The organism is Stenotrophomonas sp. 57, assembly GCF_030291075.1.
Taxonomy (GTDB): domain Bacteria; phylum Pseudomonadota; class Gammaproteobacteria; order Xanthomonadales; family Xanthomonadaceae; genus Stenotrophomonas.
Genome location: NZ_CP127407.1, coordinates 1,812,646 through 1,835,055, shown reverse-complemented (window position 1 = coordinate 1,835,055; position 22,410 = coordinate 1,812,646). Strand labels below are relative to the sequence as shown.

Here is a 22,410-nt window from a genome sequence, read left to right as displayed (position 1 = left end):
ATGGGCACGGCATCTGTAGCGCCCGAGCCCACGCTCGCGCGGCGCCGCGATGTGGCGAACAGCAGCCGAGCATCGGCTCGGCTCTACATGGGCGCGGAATATGTAGCGCCCGAGCCCATGCTGGGGCGACGCCGCAACGTGGCGAACAGCAGCCGAGCATGGGCTCGGCTCTACATGGGCACGGCATCTGTTGCGCCCGAGCCCATGCTCGCGCGGCGCCGCGATGTGGCGAACAGCAGCCAAGCATCGGCTCGGCTCTACATGGGAAAACACACGCGGCGAACGAAAAAAAGGGGGAGGCCGCCCCACTACGACCGGCCTCCCCCACACCACAACACGTTGCCGCGCATTACGGTCGAGCAAGCTCGACCACTACACCGGGGTACCCGCCACGACCTCCAGGCCGCGCGCGCGTCGGATCAGCCGCGTCACGGCATTGCGCAGGTCATCCAGCACGGCGTAGATCGTCGGCAGGAACAGCAGGCTGACCACGGTCGAGAACGCCAGGCCGCCGGCAATCGCGCGCGCCATCGGTGCGTACTCCGGGCCGTTGCCGAACATCTGCGTATTGGTCAGCGAGATCGGCACCATCGCCAGGATCGCCGTGCCCATGGTCATCATGATCGGGCGCAACCGCTCGCGTGAGCCTTCCACCAGTGCCTGCGTCCGGCCCATGCCGCCGCGCCGCAGGTTGTTGATGTGCTCGATCATCACGATGCCGTTGTTCACCACCACGCCCATCAGTACCAGGATGCCGATGAAGGACATGATCCCGAACGAAGTGCCGGTGATCCAGAACAGCCAGAACACGCCGAAGATCGAGAACAGCACGCCGCTCATGATCGCCGCCGGGAACAGCAGCGACTCGAACACCGCCGCCATCACCACGTAGATCATCACCAGCGCGATCAGCAGGTTGAACACCATCTGCTGCATGGCCTCGTCATCGTTGCCGTAGTCGCCACCATCGAAGGTGTAGCCATAGCCGGCCGGGAAGTTCATCGGTTTGAGCACCGACTCCATCGCCTTGCGACCGTCCGGCGCGGTGACCTTCTCGGCCAGGTTGGCCTTGATGGTCAGCGTTGTCTGGCGGTTGGTGCGACCGATCTGGGTGGCCGACGAGCCGACGTCAACGGTGACCAGGCTCAGCAGCGGCACGCTGCGGCCATCGCCGGTACGCACGCTGAAACCGGCCAGGTCTTCCGGGCTGCTCTGCTCGGCACCGGCGAAACGCACCCACACCGGCACTTCGTTGTCGCCACGGCGGAACTCGCGCATCGGTGCACCGCGCAGCGCCAGCCCGACAAAGCTGGCCACCTGCTCGGCGTTGAAGCCGAACGCCGCCGCACGCTCGCGGTCGACACGTACCTTCAGCTCACCACCCTTCTCGCCGTTGTCGATGCGCACGTCGCGCAGCTCGGCACGCTGGGCCAGCAGCGGCACCACTTCCTGGCCGATCTCCTGCAGCATCGAACTGGAATCTCCGACCAGCTGCACCTGCACGCCCTGGTTGCCGCCACCGCCGCCATCACCGCCCTGGTTGCCGACGAAGTAGTCGGTCCGCGCCGACTTCGGCAGGCCCTTGCGCAGCTCTTCCTGCAGCGCCTTGATGTCCTTGGCGTACTTCTCGTCCAGGGTGACCACGGTCGAGCTGCCTTCCTGTTCGCTGTACCAGGAATAGACCTGCTTGACGTGCAGGCGTTCACGGTTGGCGTCGATCCAGTTCTCCACCCGCGCCACTTCCTCGGACATCTGCCGGTAGGTGTAGGCGCCCTTCCACATGTAGCCGATGAAGATGTCCTTGCCACCTTCGCCGCCAAACATGTCGACCTTGGTCAGCTTCATCGGCACCAGGCTGACCAGCACCACCAGCACGATGCCGAGCAGGCTCCAGCCGCGATGGCGCAATGACCAGTCCAGCAGCCGGGCGTAGCGGCGCTGCAGGCGCGCGATCACGCCGGTCTGCGAGTGCAGCAGCTTGGGCGTGGCCATGCGCGCGGACAGCATCGGGATCAGGCTGACCGCCACCAGCCACGACGCCAGCAGCGAGACCGAGATGGTGATGGCGATCTGCGCCATGAAAATGCTGATGTTGTTGGTCTCGCCGAACAGGTTCGGCACGAACACGATGCAGTGGCACAGGGTGCCCGCACTGAGGGCGATGGCCACATTGCGGGTGCCGATGATCGAGGCCAGGCGTGGCTGGTCCGGAAGGCGCTCGCGTTCCTGGTAGATGCTCTCCACCACCACCACGGCGTTGTCGACCAGCATGCCCACGGCCAACAGCAGGCCCATCATGGTCAGGATGTTCAGCGTCACCCCGACGAAGTACATGAAGCCCAGGGTGATGGTGAAGCAGATCGGGATGGCCAGGGTCACCATCAGCGTGGACGGCCAATGGCGCAGGAAGAAGAACAGCACGGTGACCGACAGGATCAGGCCGACCGCACCGGCTTCGGCCAGTTCCAGCAGCGAGGACGTCACCGCCTTGCCCTGGTTGTCGATCACCTTGATCTGGACGTCGCGCATCGACGCTTCGGCGCGGATCGCTTCGACCTCGGCCAGCGCCGCGCGCGACACCTCCACCAGGTTGGCGCTGCGCTCCTTGAAGATGTCCAGGCCGACCGCCGGGTTGCCGTCCAGGCGCCGCCCATAGTTCATCCGCGCAGGCTTCAGGCGCACGTCGGCAATGTCGCCCAGGCGCAGGCCCTTGGCGTTGATCACCAGGTCACGCATTTCCTGCAGGTCGGTGATCTCGCCCACCGGCTGCACGCGAACGCGCTGGCCGTTGTCGTCGATCTGCCCGGCCGAGATCGAGAAGTTCAGCGTGCGCAGGCGCTCACTCAGCTCGTTGATGCTCAGGCCGTGCGCGTTGAGCCGGTTCGGATCGATGGCGATCTCAACCTCGTTCGGCGGCGCGCCGGTGATGTCGACCCGCGCCACGCCCGGTATCCGCTCGATGCGCCGCTTGAATTCGCGGTCGAGCATGTCGTACGCGGTGGTCAGATCGGTGGTGCTGGCCAGCCGCACCTTCAGCACCGGCTGGTCGCTGCTGGACCACTTGAACACGTTGTAGCGCTGCAGGTCATCGGGCAGGTCGCTGCGGATCGCATCGATGCGTTCGCGGGCATCGGAGGCGGCGATGGCGATGTCGCGGTCCCAGTCGCTGAACTCGATGAAGATCAGCGCCGCTTCGGAGGTGGCCGACGAACGCATGCGCTTGATGCCGGTCATCGTCGCCAGCGATTCCTCCACCGGGCGGATGATGGTCCGCTCCACTTCCTCCGGGGTTGAACCGGTGTACGGAATCTGCACGAACAGGAACGGCGCGGAGATGTCCGGCAGCGCTTCCAGCGGCAGCCGGAACGAGGCGATCAGGCCGATCACCACCAGTGACACGAAACACATGATGGTGGTGACCGGGCGGCGGATGGAGAACTCGGCAACACTCATGCCGGTTCCTCCGCACCCGCCGCGGTGCCCGCCGCACCCGGCTCGATCTCACCGGCGTGCTTGCGGCCGCGCTCGCGGTAATAGGCATCGCCGCGGCGATCCATCAGGTCGTACACCACCGGGATCACCAGCAGGGTCAGCAGGGTCGACACCAGCAGGCCACCGATCACGGTGATCGCCATCGGCGCGCGCACTTCGGCGCCCTCGCCCATCGCCACCGCCAGCGGCAGGAAGCCGAACAGCGTGCACAGCGTGGTCATGATGATCGGCCGCAGGCGCGAACGTGCGCCCTCTACCAGCGCCTCATGCTTGGCCACGCCGGCCTCGCGCAGCTGGTTGACCTTGTCGATCAGGATGATCGCGTTCTTGGTGACCAGGCCGACCAGCAGGATCAAGCCGATGAACACCACCACCGAGATGGGCTTGCCGGTCAGCATCAGCGCCAGGATCGCGCCGACCAGTGCCAGCGGGATGGTGAACAGGATCACGAACGGATGCAGCAGCGACTCGAACTGCGAGGCCATCACCAGGTAGACCAGGAAGATCGCCAGGCCGAAGGCGAAGATCAGCGACTTCGCCGCCTGCGCCAGCTCCTCGCCCTGGCCGCCGATGTGCAGGCCGACGCCCGCGCCCAGCGGCTGCTCGGCCACCATCTGCTGCACTTCGCGCATGGCAGCGCCCAGGTCGATGTCGCGCAGATTGGCCGAGACCACGGCCACGCGGGTCTGGTCGGCGCGATGGATCTCGCTCGGGCCGGTGGTGGCGACCACGTCGGCGACTGCGTCCAGCGTGACCGGACGGGTGCTGCCCGGATTGACGATCAGCCGGCGGATGCTCTCCACACTGGCGCGGTCGCCTTCCTGCGCCCGCACCAGCACGTCGATCTTGCGGTCACGGAAGCTGTAGCGGGTGGCCACGTCGCCGCGCACCTTCTTCACCACCACATCGGCGATCTGGCGGGTAGTCAGGCCCAGTGCACCGGCACGCTCCTGGTCGAAGCGGATCTGGATTTCCGGGAAGCCCTCTTCCACCGTGGACTTCACGTCGGCGTAGTGCGCATTGCCGCGCAGCATCGCCGCCAGGCGCTGGCCAGCCACTTCCAGCGTCGCCATGTCCTGCCCGCGCAGCTCGATTTCCAGCGGCGTGGAGAAGCTGAACAACGCCGGCCGCGCGAAGTCGACCTGCGCACCCGGATGCTGGCCCATGGTGTCACGCAGGCGCTCGGTGATCTCCGCTTCGGTACGCGCGTTGCCACCGCCTTCCATCACCACGGTCAGCTTGCCGATGTTCTCGCCGCTCTCGGTCGGGCTGGCATCCAGGCGGGTGCCGCTGCCGCTGACGCCATACAGCGAGGCAACCCCCTCGCCGTTGCCGTGGGCCAGTTGCAGCTCACGCACCAGCGCATCGGTCTGCTTCAGCGGCGTGCCGGCCGGCAGCTTCACCGTCATTTCGAAACGGTCCTGTGCCAGCTGCGGAATCAGGTCGGCACCGAGCATCGGCACCAGCGCCATGGTCGCCACGAAGATGATCGTGGCCACGCCCAGCACCTTGCCCGGATGGGCCAGCGCGCTTGGCAGCAGCCGCAGGTAGCCGCGCTCGGCACCGGCATAGGGCTTCATCGCCAGGTCGCTGGCCTTGCGCATCACCGGGCCGACCACCGCCACCACGCCACGCCACGCACGCACGACCAGCCAGGCCAGCGCATAGAAGCTCCAGCGCGCGGTTGCGACGGCACCACGACGACCCAGCGCCACCGGTTTCTGCCAGCGGTTCTGCGGCTGCCACGGTTCGTTCGGCGCCTCTTCCGGGAACGCCAGCGGCGGCCGTCCCTTCAGCGAGCTGAGCATCGGAATCAGGGTCATCGACACCAGCAGCGAGATCGCGATGGCGATCGCCACGGTCAGTGCCTGGTCGCGGAACAGCTGGCCGGCGATGCCGTCGACGAACACCAGCGGCAGGAACACCGCGATGGTGGTCAGGGTCGAGGCGACCACCGCCATGCTCACTTCGCGGGTACCGACGATGGCCGCCTGCAGGATGCCCAGGCCACGCTCGCGGGCCTTGGCGATGCTCTCCAGCACCACGATCGAGTCGTCCACCACCAGGCCGGTGGCCAGCGCCAGGCCGCCCAGCGACATCACGTTCAGGCTCAGGCCCATCTGGCCCATGAAGAAGAACGTGGCGACGATCGAGACCGGCAGCGACAGGCTGATCACGAACGTGCTCCAGCCATCACGCAGGAACAGGAAGATGATCAGGATCGCCAGCAGGCCACCGATCACTGCATCCTTCTTGACGTCGGCGATGGCGTGCTCGATGAAGCGCGACTGGTCCTCGATGGTGGTCATCTCGACATCGGTCGGGAACGTGCCCTTGATCTGCTCCAGGCGCTTGCGCAGCGCTTCGGCGGTGGACACGGTGTTGGCATCGCCTTCCTTGTAGATGGCCAGTTCAACCGATTCCTTGCCGCCCAGGCGGATCACCGCTTCGCGTTCCTTGTAGCCCTGGCGCACGGTCGCCACGTCCTTCAGGCGCACCGGCACACCGTTGGCGACCACGCTGGAGCTGCCGCCGGACGACGCGCTCTGCGCCGCCGATGCCGCCGCGATGGCCGCCGCCGAACCGGTCGACGCGGCGATGTTGAACATCTGCTGCATGGCCGAGTCGGCCGCGCTGCCGTTCGATGCCTGGGTGGTGACCAGCAGGTTGCGGATCTCCTCCAGGTCGGCGAACTGGTTGACGGTACGCACCAGGAAGCGCTGCGAGCCCTCCTCCAGGCGACCGCCGGAGATGTTGATGTTCTCGTCCTTCAGGCGCTTGATGACGGTGTCGATCGGCAGGTTCAGCTGCGCCAGCTTCTGCTGGTCGATGTCGACCTGGAGCTCGTCTTCCAGGCCGCCGCCCACCTTCACTGCTGCCACGCCGGTGACCGGCTCCAGCTTCTTCTTCAGGTCTTCATCGGCATAGCGGCGCAGGCCGGTCAGCTCGCGGATCGCGTCGGCATCGCTGGCCGGTGCCACCTTGTTCGACAGCACCAGGCGCATGATCGGTTCGGTGGAAGGATTGAAGCGAAGCAGCACCGGGGCCTTGGCCTCCAGTGGCAGGTTCAGCGCTTCCATCTTATCGCGCACCTCCAGGCTGGCCTGATCCATGTTGGTGCCCCAGGCGAACTCCAGCACCACGTCGCTCTGGCCGGTGCGCGAGACCGACTTCAGCTTGCGCAGGTTCTTGACCACGCCCACCGCTTCTTCGACCGGCTGGGTGATCAGGGTTTCGATTTCGGTCGGCGCCGCACCGGTGTACTCGGTACGCACGGTCAGCGTCGGGTAGCTCAGGTCCGGCAGCAGGTTGACCTTGAGGTTGCCCAGTGCGATCAGGCCGAACAGCAGCAGCGTGACCGTGCACATGGCGATGGTCACGCGGCGGCGGGTGGCGAATTCCACCAGGCCGCCGCGCATGCCGGCGGCGGCGCCGTCGCTCGCCGGCGAGGCACCGTGGTCGTGGCCCGGGGCGGTCATTGCTTGCTCCCGGCCTTGTCTGCGGGCTTGGCGGCGGCTGCAACCGTCTTCGCCTTTGCCTTCGGATCGGCGATCACCTGCACCGTGGTGCCGTCGCGCAGCGCGACCTTGCCGGCGGTGACCACCTGATCACCGGCCGCCAGGCCATCACGGATCTCCACCCACGGGCCCTCGGCGTAACCCAGCTTGACCGGAACGCGTGCGACCTTGCCTTCGCGCACCCGGAACACCGCCGGCTCACCGTCGTCGAGCAGCGCCAGGCGCGGCACCACCAGCGCATCGGCACGCTGGTCGTAATCGATGCGGATGCGCCCGAACATGCCGGGCTGCAGCGCGTGCGCGGCGCCGTCGAAGGCGCTGACCACGCGAAACGTGCCGCTGCCCGAATCCACCACCGGCGCGATGCGGTCGACGGTGCCGGTGAAGCTCTGGCCCGGAAGTGCATCGGCGGCCAGGGTTACCGGCTGACCGGCGCGCAACGTGGCCAGCTCGCGCTCGGGCACGTTGAGGGTGGCCTCCAGCCGCGAGTTGTCGACGATGCGGAAGATCGGGGTGTTGATCTGCACGAAGTTGCCGGTCTTGATCGAGCGCGAAGCGATCACGCCGGAGATCGGCGCCACCACCGTGGTGTAGGACAGTTCCAGCGTGGCCAGGCGGTACTGCGCGCGGACGTTCTCCAGGTCGAAACGCAGCTGGTCGACATCGGCGGCGCTGACCATCTGCTGGCCCACCAGCTTCTGAGCGCGCTGGTAGTTGTTCTCCAGCTTGCGCATCTGCGCTTCGCTCTGGGCAACGGCCAGGCGTGCGCGGTCCGGATCCAGGCGCACCAGCGGCTGGCCGGCGGTGACGCGCTGGCCTTCCTCGACCAGCACCGCCAGCGCCACGCCCGAGGTCTTTGCGACCACCTGCGACTCGGCGCGCGGCTCCAGCGCGGCGGTACCCGTGTAGCTGGCGGCGACCGCGCGGTGACTGGCGACCGCCACTTCGACCGGCACCGCGTCGACCTTCTTCTCCTCCTTGGTCTCGGCGGCCTTGGCTTCGGAATTGGGCCCTGCGGCGCAACCGCCCAGCAGCAGGGAGGTGGAGATCAGCAGTGCGGCAGCGCAGATTCCGCTGCGACGGCCGGACAGGAAGAATGGGTGCGACATCGTCAGGTCCCTGATGGATGCGTGGACAGGTGTGGTAGCAAAGTAATGCACCACTTCACGGCAACACCATATCCCAAAGGTCATGGTGCCTTCACGCCACCGGTGGGAACGACCCCATTTCAGCTAGATGAAACCTGAGGCTATACTCGGGTCGTTCCGTACCCCACGCCGGAACGACCAGACCCGAATCCCCGGAAACGACACCATGCGCCCGCAGCCGCTCGCCGCTTGTCTCGCTCTGGCCGTCCTCCTGCCCTTTGGGGCCGCCGCACAGCCCGCTCCTGCTCCTGCCACACCCGCTCCGGCCCCGGCTCCCGCCGCCGCGCCGGCGCCTGCCGCGCCCACCGGCAACTTCGACAATGGCCGCGTGCTGGCCTATACCTGCCAGGGGTGCCACGGCATCACCGGCTACAAGAACGCCTACCCCAGCTACCGGGTGCCGAAGATCGGCGGCCAGACCCAGCAGTACCTGGCCCAGGCCCTGACCGAGTACCGCCAGGGCAAGCGCCGGCATCCGACGATGCAGGCGCAGTCGATGAGCTTCAGCGAACAGGAGATCGCCGATCTCTCTGTTTACCTGTCCACCGTCAAGTAAGGCCCGCCCATGTCGAAAGCCGCGCATCCGATGCGTCATGCCATCGCCCTGTCCGTTGCCCTGCTGCTGGCCGCCTGTTCGCAGTCGCAGGTGGAAAACAGCGAGAAATCTGCCGCCGACCCGGGCCACGCCAGCGGCGAACACGGCTCTTCGTCTTCGGCCGGCCTGCCCGCAGGCCGCGAGGCCGCCGGTGAAGCCCGCGCCAAGGTGAAGGGCAAGGCCACCAACCAGAGCTGCATCGACTGCCACGGGGCCGACGGCAACGCCCCGATCGACCCGACCTACCCCAAGCTGGGCGGGCAGTACGGGGACTACCTGGCGCATGCACTGCAGGCCTACCGCGCCGGTGACCGCCAGCACATGCTGATGACACCGCAGGCGAAGGACCTCAGCGATCAGGACATCGCCGATCTGGCGGCGTACTTCGGCAGCCGGCCCAGCCAGCTGCGGGATCTGCACGGGGTTAAATGACCGCCCCCGATGGGTGCGGAATCCGCTTTGGTGGGTGCGGACCTTGGTCCGCACTGATGCCGCCATCCACGCATGGCGTGGATCTACCAGCCGAGCGTAGGCTCGGCTCTACAACGTCCGCTGGCATGCCTCGGTAGAGCCGAGCCTACGCTCGGCTGCTCTCCGGTCAGATCACGATGAGCCGAGCGTGGGCTCGGCTCTACATCAATCGGCGCAACCGCTGGCGCCGATCAACGCTCAGCCTTCCAGCTCTTCCCAGCGCGCGTACGCGGCATCCAGCTCGGCCTGCACCTTGGCCAGCTGCTGGGTGTGCGCGGTCACTTCGGCGCTGCTGCGGGTGTAGAACGACGGGTCGTTCATCGCCGAGGTCAGTCCTTCGACGTCGCCTTCCAGCTTCTCGATGGTCTTCGGCAGCTGCTCCAGTTCGCGTGCTTCCTTGTAGGCCAGCTTCCGCTTGGGTGCCGCCTGAGCAGCTGCCGGCGCGGCAGGTGCTGCGGCCGCCGGCTTGGCGGCGGGGGTCGCGGCAGGGGCTGCCACGCGGGCCGCATAACGCTGCCAGTCGCTGTAGCCACCCACGTACTCGCCGATCACGCCGTCGCCTTCCATCACCAGCGTGGAGGTCACCACGTTGTCGATGAAGTCACGGTCGTGGCTGACCAGCAGCAGCGTGCCGGTGTACTCGCCCAGCAGCTCTTCCAGCAACTCCAGGGTTTCCACGTCGAGGTCGTTGGTCGGTTCGTCCATCACCAGCAGGTTGGACGGCTGCGCGAACAGCTTGGCCAGCAGCAGGCGGTTGCGTTCGCCACCGGACAGGCGGGTGATCGGCGCGCGCGCGCGCTCCGGGGTGAACATGAAGTCCTGCAGGTAGGCATGCACGTGCTTGCGCTTGCCGTTGAACTCGAGGAAATCACGGCCTTCGGCCACGTTTTCGATCGCGCTCCAGTCTTCGCGCAGCACCGCGCGGTACTGGTCGAAGTACGCGATCTGCAGATTGGTGCCGGCGTTGACTTCGCCCTTGGCCGGCTGCAGTTCACCCAGCAGCAGCTTCAGCAGCGTGGTCTTGCCGCTGCCGTTGGGGCCGATCAGGCCGATGCGGTCGCCACGCAGAATGGTCGTGGTGAAATCGCGGACCATGGTGCGCTCGCCGAAGGCGAACGAAATGTCCTTGACGTCGATGACCTTCTTGCCGGAGCTGAGGCCCTGCGCGGCTTCCATCTTGACGTTGCCGCTGAGGTCGCGGCGCTGCGAGCGCTCCACGCGCATCGCCTTCAGGCGGCGCACGCGGCCTTCATCGCGGGTACGACGGGCCTTGATGCCCTGCCGGATCCATACTTCTTCCTGCGCCAGCAGCTTGTCGAAGCGCGCGTTTTCCTGCGCCTGCGCATTGAGGCGTTCCTCGCGGCGGCGCTCGTAGTTGGCCCAGTCGCCCGGCCAGCTGGTGACCTGGCCGCGGTCGATCTCGACGATGCGGGTGGCCAGCGCACGCAGGAAGCGGCGATCGTGGGTGACGAACACCACGCTGCCGCTCCAGCCTTTCAGGAACGCTTCGAGCCAGTCGATGGCTTCGATGTCCAGGTGGTTGGTCGGTTCGTCCAGCAGCAGCACGTCCGGGCTGGACACGAGCGCGCGGGCCAGCAGCACGCGGCGCTTCATGCCGCCGGACAGGCGACCGAACTCGGCCTCGCCGTCCAGGTCGAGCTTGGTCAGGGTTTCGCTGACGCGCTGGTCCAGGCCCCAGCCGTTGGCGGCGTCGATCTTGGCCTGCACGTTGCCGAGGGCTTCGCCGTCGAATACCTCGGCATGGCTCAGGTGGTGGAACTCGGCCAGCCACTGGCCCAGTTCGCCCAGGCCATCGGCGACGACGTCGAACACCGAGCCGGCAGCGCCGTGCGGCACCTCCTGCTCCAGGCGGGTGACGCGCACGCCCTGCTGCACGCGGACTTCGCCGTCATCGGGCTTGTGGTCGCCGGACAGCAGCTTGAGCAGGGTGGATTTGCCGGCGCCGTTACGGCCGATCAGGGCGATGCGTTCGCCCGGCTCGATCGACAGTTCGGCCTTTTCCAGCAACAACGGGCCGCCAACGCTGAAGTCGACGTTCTGCAGAGTAATCAGAGGCATCCCCATAGTGTAAGGGCTGGGGAGGTCAGCCGGAATCTCGGCGGCGTGCCGGCCTGCGATTCCGCCCTGTGCGCGATGTCCCCCGACGATGTCTTCGGTAGAGTCGACTTTCAGTCGACTGCTCTTCCCTGAGATCCGCGAAAAGCCCGCGCTGCGTGCGATAGTCGACCAACGGTCGACTCTACAAAACGGCGCTTCTACCCCTCCCCCTCCCCCAGCAACGCCTGCAACCCCGGCAACCATTGCTTGCCCGGGTGGCGTACCAGCCAGAGGGTACGCTGCAGGGGCGGTAGCGGGGTCTCGAGTACGCGCAGGCGGCCGAGGGCCAAGGGTTCTTCCAGGGCATGACGGGAGAGGCAGGCCAGGCCGAGGCCGGCGATGGCGGCCTGCTTGATCGCTTCGGTATTGCCCAGCTGCAGGGTCTGGGCGAAGCCGCGCAGGTGCGGCAACAACGCCTGCTCCACCGCCTCGCGGGTGCCCGAGCCGGGCTCGCGCAACAGCCAGCGCGCGCGGCGCAGTTCGTCCAGCGACCAGCGTGCGGGGGCATCGGCGGCGGCGACGATCACCAGCGGGTCCTGCTGCCAGGCCGTGACCTGCAGGCCGCGTTCATGACAGGGTCCTTCGATCAAACCGGCATCCACGTCCAGGCGCTGCACGGCGGCGACCACGCCGGCACTGTTGTCGATGCGAAGATCAACCTCGGCCTGCGGCGCCTGCCGCAGCAGGTCGGCGATGCGCGGCGGCAGCAGGTAGTTGCCGATGGTGGTACTGGCGGCCAGCACCAGCCGCAGCGGTGCACCCTGCCCCGGGTCGCCGCCGGCGGCCAGCTGCCGCTCCAGGTCGGCGGCGTTGACCAGCAGCGTGCGGGCAGGCTCCAGCAGCGCGCGGCCGTGCCCGTTCAGGGCCAGGCGACGGCCGATACGGTCGAACAGCGGGGTGCCGAAGTGCGCCTCCAGTTCCTGCAGGGCAGCACTGCTGGCCGACTGCGATAGCGCGATGGCCTGGCCTGCGGCGGTGGTGCTGCCGTGATCGGCGATGGCGACGAAGACCTGAAGCTGGCGCAGGGTCAGGCGCATGTCATTTACCTTCTTGATAGGTAGATTTCACCCATATTATTCGTTTTACAGGTCGGTTATGCAGGCGCACGCTTGCTCCATCACTCCAGCCCCGCCCTTGCCATGAACGCCCCCGCTCTCTCCCCCTGGTCCTTGCCCGCCCTGCGCCAGCGCTGGCAGCCGCGCCTGCTCGGCCTGCTGCTGGTCGGCCTGCTCGCGGCGGCGTCGCTGTACCTGGCCGAGCTGCCCTGGCTGCAGGCGCACGGCCTGAGCGCGCTGACTGTGGCCATCGTGGCCGGCATCGTGGTCGGCAACACGTTCTATCCGCGGCTGGCGCCGAGCAGTGCGGCCGGCGTCGGGTTCTCCAAGCACTGGCTGCTGCGCGCCGGCATCGTGCTGTACGGCCTGCGCCTGACCTTCCAGGACATCGGCCACGTCGGTGTCAGCGGCGTGCTGATGGACGTGCTGGTGGTCGCCAGCACCTTCGGCCTGGCTTGCTGGCTGGGCGTGCGTGTGTTCAAGATGGAACACGAAGCGGCCATGCTGATCGGCGCCGGCAGCGCGATCTGCGGCGCCGCGGCGGTGATGGCCGCCGAACCGGTGGTACGTGGCCGCGCGGCACAGGTCACCGTCGCCGTCTCTACGGTGGTGGTGTTCGGCACGCTGGCGATGTTCCTGTACCCGGCGCTGTATGCGCTGGTGCAATCGCACGGCTGGCTGGCGATGGACGCACGGCAGTACGGCCTGTTCACCGGCGCGACGGTGCATGAAGTGGCGCAGGTGGTGGCCGCCGGCCGTGCGGTCAACGAAGCGGCGGCTGATACCGCAGTGATCACCAAGATGGTGCGGGTGATGCTGCTGGCACCGTTCCTGATCGCGCTGTCGCTATGGCTGGCGCGCGGCGGCAAGGCCAGCGCCGACGGCAGCAAGGCGCGCATCGTGGTGCCGTGGTTCGCGTTCGGTTTCGTGGCGGTGGCCGGTTTCAACTCGCTGCACCTGCTGCCGGCTGGCCTGCAGGCCGGGCTGGTGCAGCTGGATACCGTGCTGCTGGCGATGGCGATGGCCGCGCTGGGCCTGACCACCCACGTCTCGGCGCTGCGCCAGGCGGGCCTGAAGCCGCTGCTGCTGGCGCTGATCCTGTTCGCCTGGCTGCTGTTCGGTGGCCTGGCGATTCACCAGGGCGTGCTGGCGGTGATGGGCTGAGGGCAGTGCCGACCAACGGTCGGCACCCACCAGTGGATGGCGGCTTCAGTTGGGGGTCAGAGCCGTTTCCTGCGGAAAGGGGTCCGACCCCACCCCACCAGGCGGGACCGGCCTCGCGGGCGGGTACAATGCGCCATGACTGACTTCTCGACCCTGCCGCTGAGCCCGGCCCTGCAGCCCGGCCTGGATGCCCTCGGCTACACCACCCTCACCCCCGTGCAGGCGCAGAGCCTGCCGGCCATCCTCGATGGCCGCGATGTGATCGCACAGGCGCCGACCGGCAGCGGCAAGACCGCCGCCTTCGGCCTGGGCCTGCTGCAGTCCATCGACCCCAGCCTGATCCGCGTGCAGGCGCTGGTGCTGTGCCCGACCCGCGAACTGGCCGACCAGGTTGGCAAGCAGATCCGCAAGCTGGCCACCGGCATTCCCAACCTGAAGCTGTTGCTGCTGGTCGGTGGCGTGCCGCTGGGTCCGCAGCTGGCCTCGCTGGAAGGCCACGATCCGCACGTGGTGGTCGGCACGCCCGGCCGCGTGCAGGAGCTGGCACGCAAGCGCGCACTGAACCTGGGCGCGGTGCGCACGCTGGTGCTGGACGAGGCCGACCGCATGCTCGACATGGGCTTCGAGGAGCCGATCCGCGAGATCGCCGGCCGCACCCACAAGGATCGCCAGAGCCTGCTGTTCTCCGCCACCTTCCCCGACAGCATCCGCGCCATGGCACGTGACCTGCTGCGCGACGCAGTAGAAGTGACCGTGGAAGGCGCCGACCAGGCCCCGGCCATCCGCCACATGTTCTGCGAGGTGGAACCGGCACACCGGCAGAAGGCGCTGGCCGGCCTGCTGCTGAAGTACACACCGGAATCGGCGGTGGTGTTCTGCAACACCCGCAAGGACGTGGACGAAGTGGCGAACTCGCTGCAGCAGTTCGGCTTCTCGGCACTGGCCCTGCATGGCGACATGGAGCAGCGCGACCGCGAGGAGGTGCTGCTGTTGCTGGCCAACCGCAGCTGCAACGTGCTGGTGGCCAGCGACGTGGCCGCGCGTGGCCTGGACGTGGAAGAACTGGCGGCGGTGATCAACTACGAGCTGCCGACCGACGTGGAGAGCTACCAGCACCGCGTGGGCCGTACCGGCCGTGCCGGTGCCAGCGGCCTGGCGATCAGCCTGGTGGCCGGCCGCGAGAAGACCCGCGCCGAAGCCATCGAATCACAGATGGGTCAACCGCTGGACTGGCAGAAGACGCCGCTGGCGACCTCGCGCCCGGCCGAGCTGCCGCAGGCGGCGATGCGCACGCTGCGCATCGACGGCGGCAAGACCGACAAGCTGCGCCCGGGTGACATCCTCGGTGCACTGACCGGCGACGCCGGCCTGTCGAGCAAGTTCATCGGCAAGATTGCGATCTTCCCGACCCGCTCCTACGTGGCGATCGCCCGTGAGCAGGCCAACAAGGCGGTGGCGAAACTGGAAGCCGGCAAGATCAAGGGCCGTCGTTTCCGCGTGCGGATGATGTGATTGACGCAGCGTTGCCAATCACGGTTGGCAACGACCGGCTCCCCGCCATTCGCTCTGGTAGGTGCCAACCTTGGTTGGCACCCATCCTACGGTCAGAACACCAGTTCGGTGTGCAGCGGCAGGCCCGCTTCCCAGCGCGCGCGGCCGCCCAGGCCATCCAGCTCGACCAGCACGCCGGCACCCACCACCTCGACACCCAGGCGGCGCACCAGCGACAACGCCGCAACCAGCGTACCGCCGGTGGCCAGCACGTCGTCGATGATCGCCACGCGTGCGCCGGCCGGCAGCGCATCGGCGTGCACCTCGATGCAGTCGCTGCGGTATTCCAGCGTGTACTCCTCGCGCAGCACCTGGCCCGGCAGCTTGCCCGGCTTGCGCACCGGCACGAAGCCTACGCCCAGTTCCAGCGCCATCGCGGCGCCGAGGATGAAGCCACGCGATTCGATGCCCACCACCGCGTCCAGCTTCTGGTCGCGCCAACGGTCGGCCATTGCGGTGATCGCACCACGGAAGTCCTCGCCGTGGGCGAGCAGCGGCATGATGTCCTTGAAGAGGATGCCGGGCTTGGGGAAGTCGGCGATGTCGCGCAGGCGGGAGGCCCACTGCGGAGCGACGAGGGCGTCGGTCATGTCACGTTGGCTATCTGATGGCGGCATAGGGTACCTGTTCCGGGCGCCGGCTGCCTGTTGGGGGTGTTCGGCCGGGCTGCGCCCGGCACCTGCAGAGGCCACGGCACAAGCAAAAGCGAAAGCAAAAGCCGTATTCCGAGGGATGGCGGGGTGGGCCCGCCTTCGATAGATTCCTGCGATCTGTCGGAACGGCTCGTGGGGTCAGATCCGTTTTCCGCAGGAAAACGGATCTGACCCCATTCTCGTATATCGATATCTGACAGATGTGTCGTCCAAGGTCGACACCTACCAACAGCCGCCGGAATCTGTCGGAGGTGGGGCGGTGTCGGAGTGCGGGGTGTCTGATCAGTCAGCCGCATGGATGCGGCTGCCAAGCCCCCAGGGATGGGTTTACGGCGTCCCCGCACTCCGACACCGCCCCGCCAAACCACGGAATCCAGCCTTTGCTCTGGCTGTTGACCTGGCCTCTGCGGGTGCAGGGCGCAGCCCTGCCGAAACCCACCCTCAGGAACTGCAGGACAGCATCGAGCAGCCGGCGCGGTTGTCGGCCCACGCCGGGCGCTTGCCGGCAAAGTGCTCCAGCCCGGCGCGTTCGGTATACGGGTCACGCAGTACGTCCTGCAATGCGTGAACACCGCCCAGGTCGCCCTGCTCGGCGCGATCGATGGCCTCCTGGGCCAGCCAGTTGCGTAGCACGTACAGCGGATTGGCCGCGGCCATTTTCGCCGTGCGCTCGCTGGCCGACAGCGGATCCACGCGCAGTCGCGCCGCGTAGTCCTGCAACCACTGCTGCAGCGGTGCCTGCACCGACTGCTGGCGCGCCTCGTCGTAGTACACCGCGTCAAGCACGCCCACATCGGGCGACGTTGGATCAACGCGCATCAGCGCGCGCCAGGCCAGCGTCATGTCCATGCTTCCGCCCTGCATCAGCTGCTGCCAGCGCAGGTAGAGCTGCAGGTCCTCATCATCCGCCGCTGCCAGCCCGAGCTTGGCCGCTGCATCGCGACGGGTGCAGGCAACGAACGTGGACTGGTACGCCGCCAGCCCCGCCTGCAACGGTTCGACATTGGCAAACAATGGCGACAACGCCTGCGCCAATCGGCTCAGGTTCCAGTACGCCACCTGCGGCTGGGTGCCGAAACGATAGCGCCGGCCCTGGGCGTCGGTAGTGTTCGGCGTCCAGTCCGGATCGAAGTCCTCGACCCATCCATAGGGACCGTAATCCAGCGTCAGGCCGAGCACGGACAGGTTGTCGGTGTTCATCACGCCATGCACGAAGCCGACGCGCATCCAGTGCGCGATCATCTCGGCAGTGCGCACCGCGATCTGCGCGAACCAGTCACCGTACAGCGCCTCGCCCTGCCCTTGCAGGCCGGGGAAGTCGCGGGCAATGCAGGCATCAACGAGCTGCTGCAGCAACGCGGTTTCACCACGCGAGGCCGGCAGTTCGAATGAGCCGAAGCGCAGGAACGAGGGCGAGACACGGCACACGATGGCGCCGGGCTCGGCACGCGGGTGGCCGTCGTAGAACATGTCGCGCACCACGTCGTCGCCGGTGCCGACCAGCGACAGCGCGCGCGTGGTCGGCACGCCCAGGTGGTGCATGGCCTCGCTGCACAGGAATTCGCGGATGGACGAGCGCAGCACCGCGCGCCCATCGGCACCCCGCGAATACGGGGTCGGGCCGGCCCCCTTCAGCTGCAGCTCCCAATGACCGCCATCCGGCGCGACCAGTTCGCCCAGCGAGATCGCGCGGCCATCCCCCAGCTGCCCCGCCCAATGGCCGAACTGATGCCCGCCATAATTGGCCGCCCACGGCTGCATGCCGGGGTACAGCGCATTGCCACCGAACACGCGCGCGAAGCCTTCGCTCTCCACTTCATCGGTATCGAAGCCGAGCATCGCGGCCACCTCCGGCGACCAGGCCAGCAGCGTGGGCGCCGCCACCGGCGTCGGCATCACCGGCGACCAGGCGGCGCCCAGCACTTCGCGGCGGCGCGGGCCGGATTCGGGGTCACCTGGCAGGGCATTCAGCAGGCGATTGTCGAAACGGGGGCTGTCAGTATCCATGGGCTTGAGATGGGGGCGACCGCCGCCCGCCTCAATTGCCGCTGAGTGCCTGCAGGTGCCCGCCGTGGGCCTCGGCACGCTGGTAGGCCGGGCGCTCACCGATACGCTTGAGGTAGCCACGCAGTGCCGGCTTGTCGTCGAGGCCACCACCCCGTGCGGCCGCAGCCTGGATCGGGAAGCTCATCTGGATGTCGGCTGCGCTGAACCGCTCACCCGCGAACCACGGGCTCTCGGCCAAGCGGCGCTCCATCCAGTCCAGGTGCAGGCGCCGTTGCGGGCCGATGAAGCCACGCTCGGCCTTGTCGGCGATGCTGCGCGCGATCGGGCGGGCGAAGAACGGCATCGGCGCGTTGCGGATGCGGCCCATCACCAGGGTCAGCAACAGCGGCGGCATCGCCGAACCTTCGGCGTAGTGCAGCCAGTAGCGATAAGCGATGCGTTCGGCACCATCGGCCGGCATCGGTGACGGCGACAGCTGGCGCTGCGTGTCGTAGCGGTCAGCGAGGTAGTCGAGGATCGCGCCGGACTCGGCCAGTACCAGCTCGCCATCCTGCAGCACCGGCGACTTGCCCAGCGGATGCACGTTGCGCAGCTCCGGCGGCGCCAGCAGCGTCTTCGGATCACGCGGATAGCGGCGCAGTTCGTAGTCCAGCCCGAGCTCCTCCAGCATCCACAGCACGCGCAGGGAACGGGAGTTTTCAAGGTGGTGGACGATGCGCATGGGTGGTTCCGCGACGGAAGGAGTCGCCCGATGTTAGCGCGCCCGGCTGCATGCCTTTTGTAGAGTCAAGCCATGCTCGACGTTAGAGAACAGCGGGCAAAAAAAAACGCCGGGAGCTTTCGCTTCCGGCGTTCTGGCTACCAAACGGTAGCAGACGGATTAGACCGCCTGCACCTGGTCAGCCTGCATACCCTTCTGGCCCTGGACGGCGATGAAGGTAACCTTCTGGCCTTCCTGCAGGGTCTTGAAGCCGGTGCCCTGGATGGCACGGAAGTGCACGAACAGGTCCGGGCCGCTTTCCGGGGTGATGAAGCCGAAGCCCTTGGCGTCGTTGAACCACTTGACGGTGCCGGTCTGACGATCAGACATTTGACTAACTCCTGAAACACATGTTGAAAAAAATCGCAGCCACCGGGTATCGGGGCCGAGACTGAGTTGCAGGCGTTGGTAAAGCGGATCGATGAGCGGATCGTGAGATCAACTGCACCAGGCCACGATTCACGGTGACCCTAGCAAACACAGTGGGTCGAACGATACGCGTGTTTTCTGCAAAAAGCGATAGCCCAGACGTTCATGGGCAAACCCCGCCCGCTAGGCGTGGCAAGGCTTGGCAACCGGTCAAGCCTAACCCCGAGTCCCCATTCAGGTTTTTCCTACCCTACACTGGGTAAATGACTGAAGCTGAAACCCAAGCTGAACCCGCCCTCCCCCGCATCTGGGTGGACGCGGACGCCTGCCCCACCGTCATTCGCGACATCCTGTTCCGGGCCGCTGAACGGGTCGGAATCGAGCTGACCCTGGTCGCCAACCAGTGGATCCGCACCCCGCCCTCGCGCTGGCTGCGCTCGATCCAGGTGCCGCAGGGCCTGGACGTGGCCGACAGTGCCATCGTCGAACGGGTGGCCGCCGGTGACCTGGTGGTCACCCAGGACATCCCGCTGGCCGCACTGGTGCTGGAGAAGAAGGCCGTAGCGCTGAACCCGCGCGGCCAGCTGTACACCCCGAACAACATGGCCGAGCGGCTGTCGATGCGCAATTTCATGGAGGAACTGCGCGGCGCCGGGGTGCAGACCGGCGGCCCGCCGCCGCTGGGCCCGCGCGACCGGCAGCTGTTCGCCGCCGAGCTGGACCGCTGGCTGGCGCGGCGACCGGCCCGCTGAACGGGCCTAGTCGCCCTGGCCGGGCAGCACCAGGCGGTGCTGGCTGCGGAAGCGCCGTCGCTGCCCGCTCAACGGATCATTGAAGGCCAAGCCCTGCGCCAGCAGCTGCAGGGGCGGCTCGTCCGCCCCCTCCGGGCGCACTCTGAGCTGCGGATACAGGTCGTCGCCCACGATGGGCGCACCCAGCATCGCCATGTGCACCCGCAGCTGGTGCTTGCGGCCGGTTTCCGGCAGCAGCCGGTAGCGCCAGATCGCCCCCTCGGCTTCGACCAGTTCGACCCGGCTGCGCGCATTGGGCTCGCCCGGCACTTCAGCCATGCGGAAGAACGGCTCGTCTGGCGCCAGCCGGCTGTGCCGCAGCAGCGGGAACGCCAGCCCAGGCAGCGCCGGTGCCAGCGCCTCGTAGGTCTTTTCAATGCGGCGCTCGCGGAACAACCGCTGATAGGCATCGCGTGTCGCTGGCTGGGTCGAAAACAACACCAGCCCCGCCGTGAGCCGGTCCAGGCGGTGCAGTGGTACCAGATCCGTGTTGCCGGTGCGGGCGACCAGGCGCGCCAGCAGGGTTTCGCGCACGTAGCTGCCGGCTGGCGCCACCGGCAGGAAGTGCGGCTTGTCGGCCACCAGAAGGTGCGCATCCAGATGCAGGAGGGTTTCGGCGAAGGGAATCACCGGCTCGTCAGCCACTTCGCGGAAGTACTGGATCTCCAGTCCCACCTGCCAGGGCATGTCCGGTGACAGCGCCCTGCCCTGCACGTCCTGCACGCGGCCACGCGCGAAGCGATCCTGCCACTGCGCACGGTCGATGTGCGGGAAACGTGCGCACAGGCCATCAAGCAGGCTGGGCCAGTGGCCGGGCGGCAGCTGCAGGCGGCTGGGCAGGGTCATCGCATCCACTTCTGCGGCGGGAAAGCGTGCAAGCGTGCCACGTTGACGTCCCGCAGACAGCCTGGCAACGGACACCCCGAGAGCAAACCTCTATCATTGTCGTCTTTAGTCCACGGATCCCCCATGGCTCTTACCGCCACCATCCGCAAGGCCGAACTGCAGATCAGCGACATGGATCGCGGCTACTACGCGACCCACAACCTGACCTTGGCCCAGCACCCGTCCGAGACCGACGAACGCCTGATGGTGCGCCTGCTCGCCTTCGCCCTCAATGCCGGTGATCGCCTGGAGTTCGGCCGTGGTCTGAGCACCGACGATGAGCCGGACCTGTGGGAACACGACTACACCGGCGACATCCTGCAGTGGATCGACCTGGGTCATCCCGACGAATCCCGCATCCGCAAGGCCTGCAACCGCAGCCGCCAGGTGCAGGTGATCAATTACGGCGGCAACGCCTCGGACATCTGGTGGGGCAAGCAGGGCAAGGGCCTGGCGCGCTTCGACAACCTGTCGGTGGTCGACCTCGATGGTGCCTTCGTAGAACTGTGGGGCCAGCAGATCCAGCGCGCCATGCGCTGGAGCGTGCTGATCCAGGACGGTGAAGTGCAGCTGCTCAACGATCAGATGCAGCTTGACGTGATCCCTGACTGGCGCAAGCGCGCCAAGGCATGAGCACGATCCGCTGCGACGTGGTGGTCATCGGCGCCGGCGCGGCCGGGCTGATGACCGCGATCACGGCTGGCCAGCGCGGTCGCCAGGTGCAGGTGATCGACCATGCCAACAAGGTCGGCAAGAAGATCCTGATGTCCGGCGGCGGCCGCTGCAATTTCACCAACACCGGCACCACCCCGGCCAACTTCCTGTCGGCCAACCCGCACTTCTGCAAGTCGGCGCTGGCGCGCTACACGCCCTGGCACTTCATCGAGCTGGTCAGCAAGCACGGCATCGCCTATCACGAAAAGGAACTGGGCCAGCTGTTCTGCGACATTTCGTCCAAGCAGATCGTGAAGATGCTGGTGGACGAATGCCAGGCGGCCGGTGCCCAGATCCGCACCGAATGCAGCGTGCAGCGCATCGAGCACGGCAGCGACGGGTTCCGCGTGCACACCACCCATGGCCTGTTCCACTGCGCCTCGCTGGTGGTGGCCACCGGCGGCCTGTCGATTCCGAGCATGGGCGCCACCGGCTTCGGCTACGAGATTGCCCGCCAGTTCGGCCACGAGGTGTTGCCGACCCGCGCAGGACTGGTGCCGCTCACGCTCAGTGGCAAGCACCAGGAGCGGCTGGCCGATCTGAGTGGTGTCGCCCTGCCGATCGAGGCACGCTGCAACGGCAAGCGCTTCCAGAACTTCATGCTGCTGACCCATCGCGGCGTGAGTGGCCCGGCGATCCTGCAGATCTCCTCGTTCTGGCAGCCCGGCGATGCACTGGAGCTGGACCTGCTGCCCGGCCAGGATGCCGGCGAGTGGCTGCGCCAGATGAAGCGTGAGCGCCCGGCCGCCGAGCTGCGCACGGTACTGGGTGAGGTGCTGCCCAAGCGACTGGCGCAGCGCCTGTGCGAACACTGGTTGCCCGACCGCCCCGTGCGCCAGCTGGACGAGCCGGTGCTGCGCCAGGCTGCGCAGCTGCTGGGCGCGTTCCCGCTGGTGGCCAGCGGCACCGAGGGCTACCGCACCGCCGAAGTCACCCTGGGCGGCGTGGATACCGCCGAGGTGTCGTCCTCGACGATGGAATCCAAGCGCGTGCCCGGCCTGCATTTCGTCGGCGAGGTGCTGGATGTGACCGGCTGGCTGGGCGGCTACAACTTCCAGTGGGCCTGGGCCAGCGGCCACGCCGCCGGCGGCGTGGTGTGAACCAGATCGCCGTTCGATG

The 22,410-nt window shown here is 67.3% G+C and carries 16 protein-coding genes and 1 pseudogene; 7 read left to right on the top strand and 10 right to left on the bottom strand.

Going from position 1 to position 22,410, the window contains the following annotated elements; all coding sequences use genetic code 11:
• Positions 1–372 precede the first annotated feature (372 nt).
• From QP512_RS08515 to QP512_RS08505, 3 genes and pseudogenes are all read right to left on the bottom strand, one after another.
• Entirely contained in the window at positions 373–3,453 is a 3,081-nt protein-coding gene (locus QP512_RS08515; RefSeq protein ID WP_286071710.1) for an efflux RND transporter permease subunit, read from the bottom strand.
• Positions 3,450–6,905: pseudogene (locus tag QP512_RS08510) on the bottom strand (efflux RND transporter permease subunit); the annotation flags it as partial. The pseudogene QP512_RS08510 and the gene QP512_RS08515, both read right to left, overlap by 4 nt.
• 62 nt (positions 6,906–6,967) lie before the next feature.
• The gene (locus QP512_RS08505; protein WP_286071709.1) at positions 6,968–8,119 is read right to left on the bottom strand and encodes an efflux RND transporter periplasmic adaptor subunit; all 1,152 of its coding nucleotides are present in this window, start codon (positions 8,117–8,119) and stop codon (positions 6,968–6,970) included.
• Positions 8,120–8,324: 205 nt separating this feature from the next.
• Between QP512_RS08505 and QP512_RS08500 the strand changes: the two genes are divergently transcribed.
• A complete protein-coding gene (locus QP512_RS08500; RefSeq protein ID WP_132809931.1) occupies positions 8,325–8,714 on the top strand; it encodes a c-type cytochrome in 390 nt (129 codons plus the stop codon).
• A gap of 9 nt (positions 8,715–8,723) precedes the next feature.
• The gene (locus QP512_RS08495) at positions 8,724–9,185 is read left to right on the top strand and encodes a cytochrome c (RefSeq protein ID WP_019661289.1); all 462 of its coding nucleotides are present in this window, start codon (positions 8,724–8,726) and stop codon (positions 9,183–9,185) included.
• 237 nt (positions 9,186–9,422) lie between these two features.
• On the opposite strand, the gene QP512_RS08490 is transcribed toward QP512_RS08495, so the two are convergent.
• Together QP512_RS08490 and QP512_RS08485 are read right to left on the bottom strand one after the other, a co-directional pair.
• The gene (locus tag QP512_RS08490; protein ID WP_286071708.1) at positions 9,423–11,303 is read right to left on the bottom strand and encodes an ATP-binding cassette domain-containing protein; all 1,881 of its coding nucleotides are present in this window, start codon (positions 11,301–11,303) and stop codon (positions 9,423–9,425) included.
• A 197-nt stretch (positions 11,304–11,500) separates the two neighbouring features.
• Positions 11,501–12,379, bottom strand: a complete 879-nt coding sequence (locus QP512_RS08485; RefSeq protein WP_286071707.1) for a LysR family transcriptional regulator — start codon at positions 12,377–12,379, stop codon at positions 11,501–11,503.
• 102 nt (positions 12,380–12,481) lie between these two features.
• Between QP512_RS08485 and QP512_RS08480 the strand changes: the two genes are divergently transcribed.
• Together QP512_RS08480 and dbpA are read left to right on the top strand one after the other, a co-directional pair.
• Complete coding sequence (locus QP512_RS08480; RefSeq protein WP_286071706.1) at positions 12,482–13,561, top strand: YeiH family protein; 1,080 nt, start codon at positions 12,482–12,484, stop codon at positions 13,559–13,561.
• Positions 13,562–13,696: 135 nt separating this feature from the next.
• Positions 13,697–15,073, top strand: coding sequence for an ATP-dependent RNA helicase DbpA (gene dbpA, locus QP512_RS08475; RefSeq protein ID WP_286071705.1), 1,377 nt, complete (start codon positions 13,697–13,699; stop codon positions 15,071–15,073).
• A gap of 92 nt (positions 15,074–15,165) precedes the next feature.
• On the opposite strand, the gene QP512_RS08470 is transcribed toward dbpA, so the two are convergent.
• The 4 genes from QP512_RS08470 to QP512_RS08455 all read right to left on the bottom strand — a co-directional run bounded on the left by QP512_RS08470 (position 15,166) and on the right by QP512_RS08455 (position 18,862).
• Positions 15,166–15,702, bottom strand: coding sequence for an adenine phosphoribosyltransferase (locus QP512_RS08470; protein ID WP_088496767.1), 537 nt, complete (start codon positions 15,700–15,702; stop codon positions 15,166–15,168).
• Between the two features lie 504 nt (positions 15,703–16,206).
• Positions 16,207–17,772, bottom strand: coding sequence for a protein adenylyltransferase SelO (locus QP512_RS08465; RefSeq protein ID WP_286071704.1), 1,566 nt, complete (start codon positions 17,770–17,772; stop codon positions 16,207–16,209).
• A 31-nt stretch (positions 17,773–17,803) separates the two neighbouring features.
• On the bottom strand, positions 17,804–18,493 hold the full coding sequence (locus tag QP512_RS08460; RefSeq protein WP_286071703.1) for a glutathione S-transferase: 690 nt from the start codon (positions 18,491–18,493) through the stop codon (positions 17,804–17,806).
• 159 nt (positions 18,494–18,652) lie between these two features.
• Positions 18,653–18,862: a cold-shock protein gene (locus QP512_RS08455; RefSeq protein WP_004153307.1), complete on the bottom strand. Its 210-nt coding sequence runs from the start codon at positions 18,860–18,862 to the stop codon at positions 18,653–18,655.
• Positions 18,863–19,164: 302 nt separating this feature from the next.
• Here QP512_RS08455 and QP512_RS08450 point away from each other — a divergent pair, with 302 nt between their 5' ends.
• Positions 19,165–19,653, top strand: coding sequence for a YaiI/YqxD family protein (locus tag QP512_RS08450; RefSeq protein WP_059034065.1), 489 nt, complete (start codon positions 19,165–19,167; stop codon positions 19,651–19,653).
• A gap of 6 nt (positions 19,654–19,659) precedes the next feature.
• Here QP512_RS08450 and QP512_RS08445 read toward each other — a convergent pair whose 3' ends face one another.
• Entirely contained in the window at positions 19,660–20,538 is an 879-nt protein-coding gene (locus QP512_RS08445; RefSeq protein WP_286071702.1) for a pseudouridine synthase, read from the bottom strand.
• Between the two features lie 123 nt (positions 20,539–20,661).
• On the opposite strand from QP512_RS08445, the gene QP512_RS08440 reads away from it, so the two are divergent.
• Complete coding sequence (locus QP512_RS08440) at positions 20,662–21,210, top strand: YaeQ family protein (RefSeq protein ID WP_286071701.1); 549 nt, start codon at positions 20,662–20,664, stop codon at positions 21,208–21,210.
• On the top strand, positions 21,207–22,391 hold the full coding sequence (locus tag QP512_RS08435; protein WP_286071700.1) for an NAD(P)/FAD-dependent oxidoreductase: 1,185 nt from the start codon (positions 21,207–21,209) through the stop codon (positions 22,389–22,391). The genes QP512_RS08440 and QP512_RS08435 overlap by 4 nt, the downstream gene beginning before the upstream one ends.
• Positions 22,392–22,410 lie beyond the last annotated feature (19 nt).

Excerpts from the sequence above, each read along its gene's own strand:
- QP512_RS08500 (WP_132809931.1), top strand. The coding sequence starts at position 8,325 with ATGCGCCCGCAGCCGCTCGCCGCTTGTCTCGCTCTGGCCGTCCTCCTG.
- QP512_RS08505 (WP_286071709.1), bottom strand. The coding sequence starts at position 8,119 with ATGTCGCACCCATTCTTCCTGTCCGGCCGTCGCAGCGGAATCTGCGCT.
- QP512_RS08470 (WP_088496767.1), bottom strand. The coding sequence starts at position 15,702 with ATGACCGACGCCCTCGTCGCTCCGCAGTGGGCCTCCCGCCTGCGCGAC.
- QP512_RS08465 (WP_286071704.1), bottom strand. The coding sequence starts at position 17,772 with ATGGATACTGACAGCCCCCGTTTCGACAATCGCCTGCTGAATGCCCTG.
- QP512_RS08480 (WP_286071706.1), top strand. The coding sequence starts at position 12,482 with ATGAACGCCCCCGCTCTCTCCCCCTGGTCCTTGCCCGCCCTGCGCCAG.
- QP512_RS08490 (WP_286071708.1), bottom strand. The coding sequence starts at position 11,303 with ATGCCTCTGATTACTCTGCAGAACGTCGACTTCAGCGTTGGCGGCCCG.
- QP512_RS08485 (WP_286071707.1), bottom strand. The coding sequence starts at position 12,379 with ATGCGCCTGACCCTGCGCCAGCTTCAGGTCTTCGTCGCCATCGCCGAT.
- dbpA (WP_286071705.1), top strand. The coding sequence starts at position 13,697 with ATGACTGACTTCTCGACCCTGCCGCTGAGCCCGGCCCTGCAGCCCGGC.
- QP512_RS08460 (WP_286071703.1), bottom strand. The coding sequence starts at position 18,493 with ATGCGCATCGTCCACCACCTTGAAAACTCCCGTTCCCTGCGCGTGCTG.
- QP512_RS08495 (WP_019661289.1), top strand. The coding sequence starts at position 8,724 with ATGTCGAAAGCCGCGCATCCGATGCGTCATGCCATCGCCCTGTCCGTT.
- QP512_RS08440 (WP_286071701.1), top strand. The coding sequence starts at position 20,662 with ATGGCTCTTACCGCCACCATCCGCAAGGCCGAACTGCAGATCAGCGAC.
- QP512_RS08435 (WP_286071700.1), top strand. The coding sequence starts at position 21,207 with ATGAGCACGATCCGCTGCGACGTGGTGGTCATCGGCGCCGGCGCGGCC.
- QP512_RS08455 (WP_004153307.1), bottom strand. The coding sequence starts at position 18,862 with ATGTCTGATCGTCAGACCGGCACCGTCAAGTGGTTCAACGACGCCAAG.
- QP512_RS08515 (WP_286071710.1), bottom strand. The coding sequence starts at position 3,453 with ATGAGTGTTGCCGAGTTCTCCATCCGCCGCCCGGTCACCACCATCATG.
- QP512_RS08450 (WP_059034065.1), top strand. The coding sequence starts at position 19,165 with ATGACTGAAGCTGAAACCCAAGCTGAACCCGCCCTCCCCCGCATCTGG.
- QP512_RS08445 (WP_286071702.1), bottom strand. The coding sequence starts at position 20,538 with ATGACCCTGCCCAGCCGCCTGCAGCTGCCGCCCGGCCACTGGCCCAGC.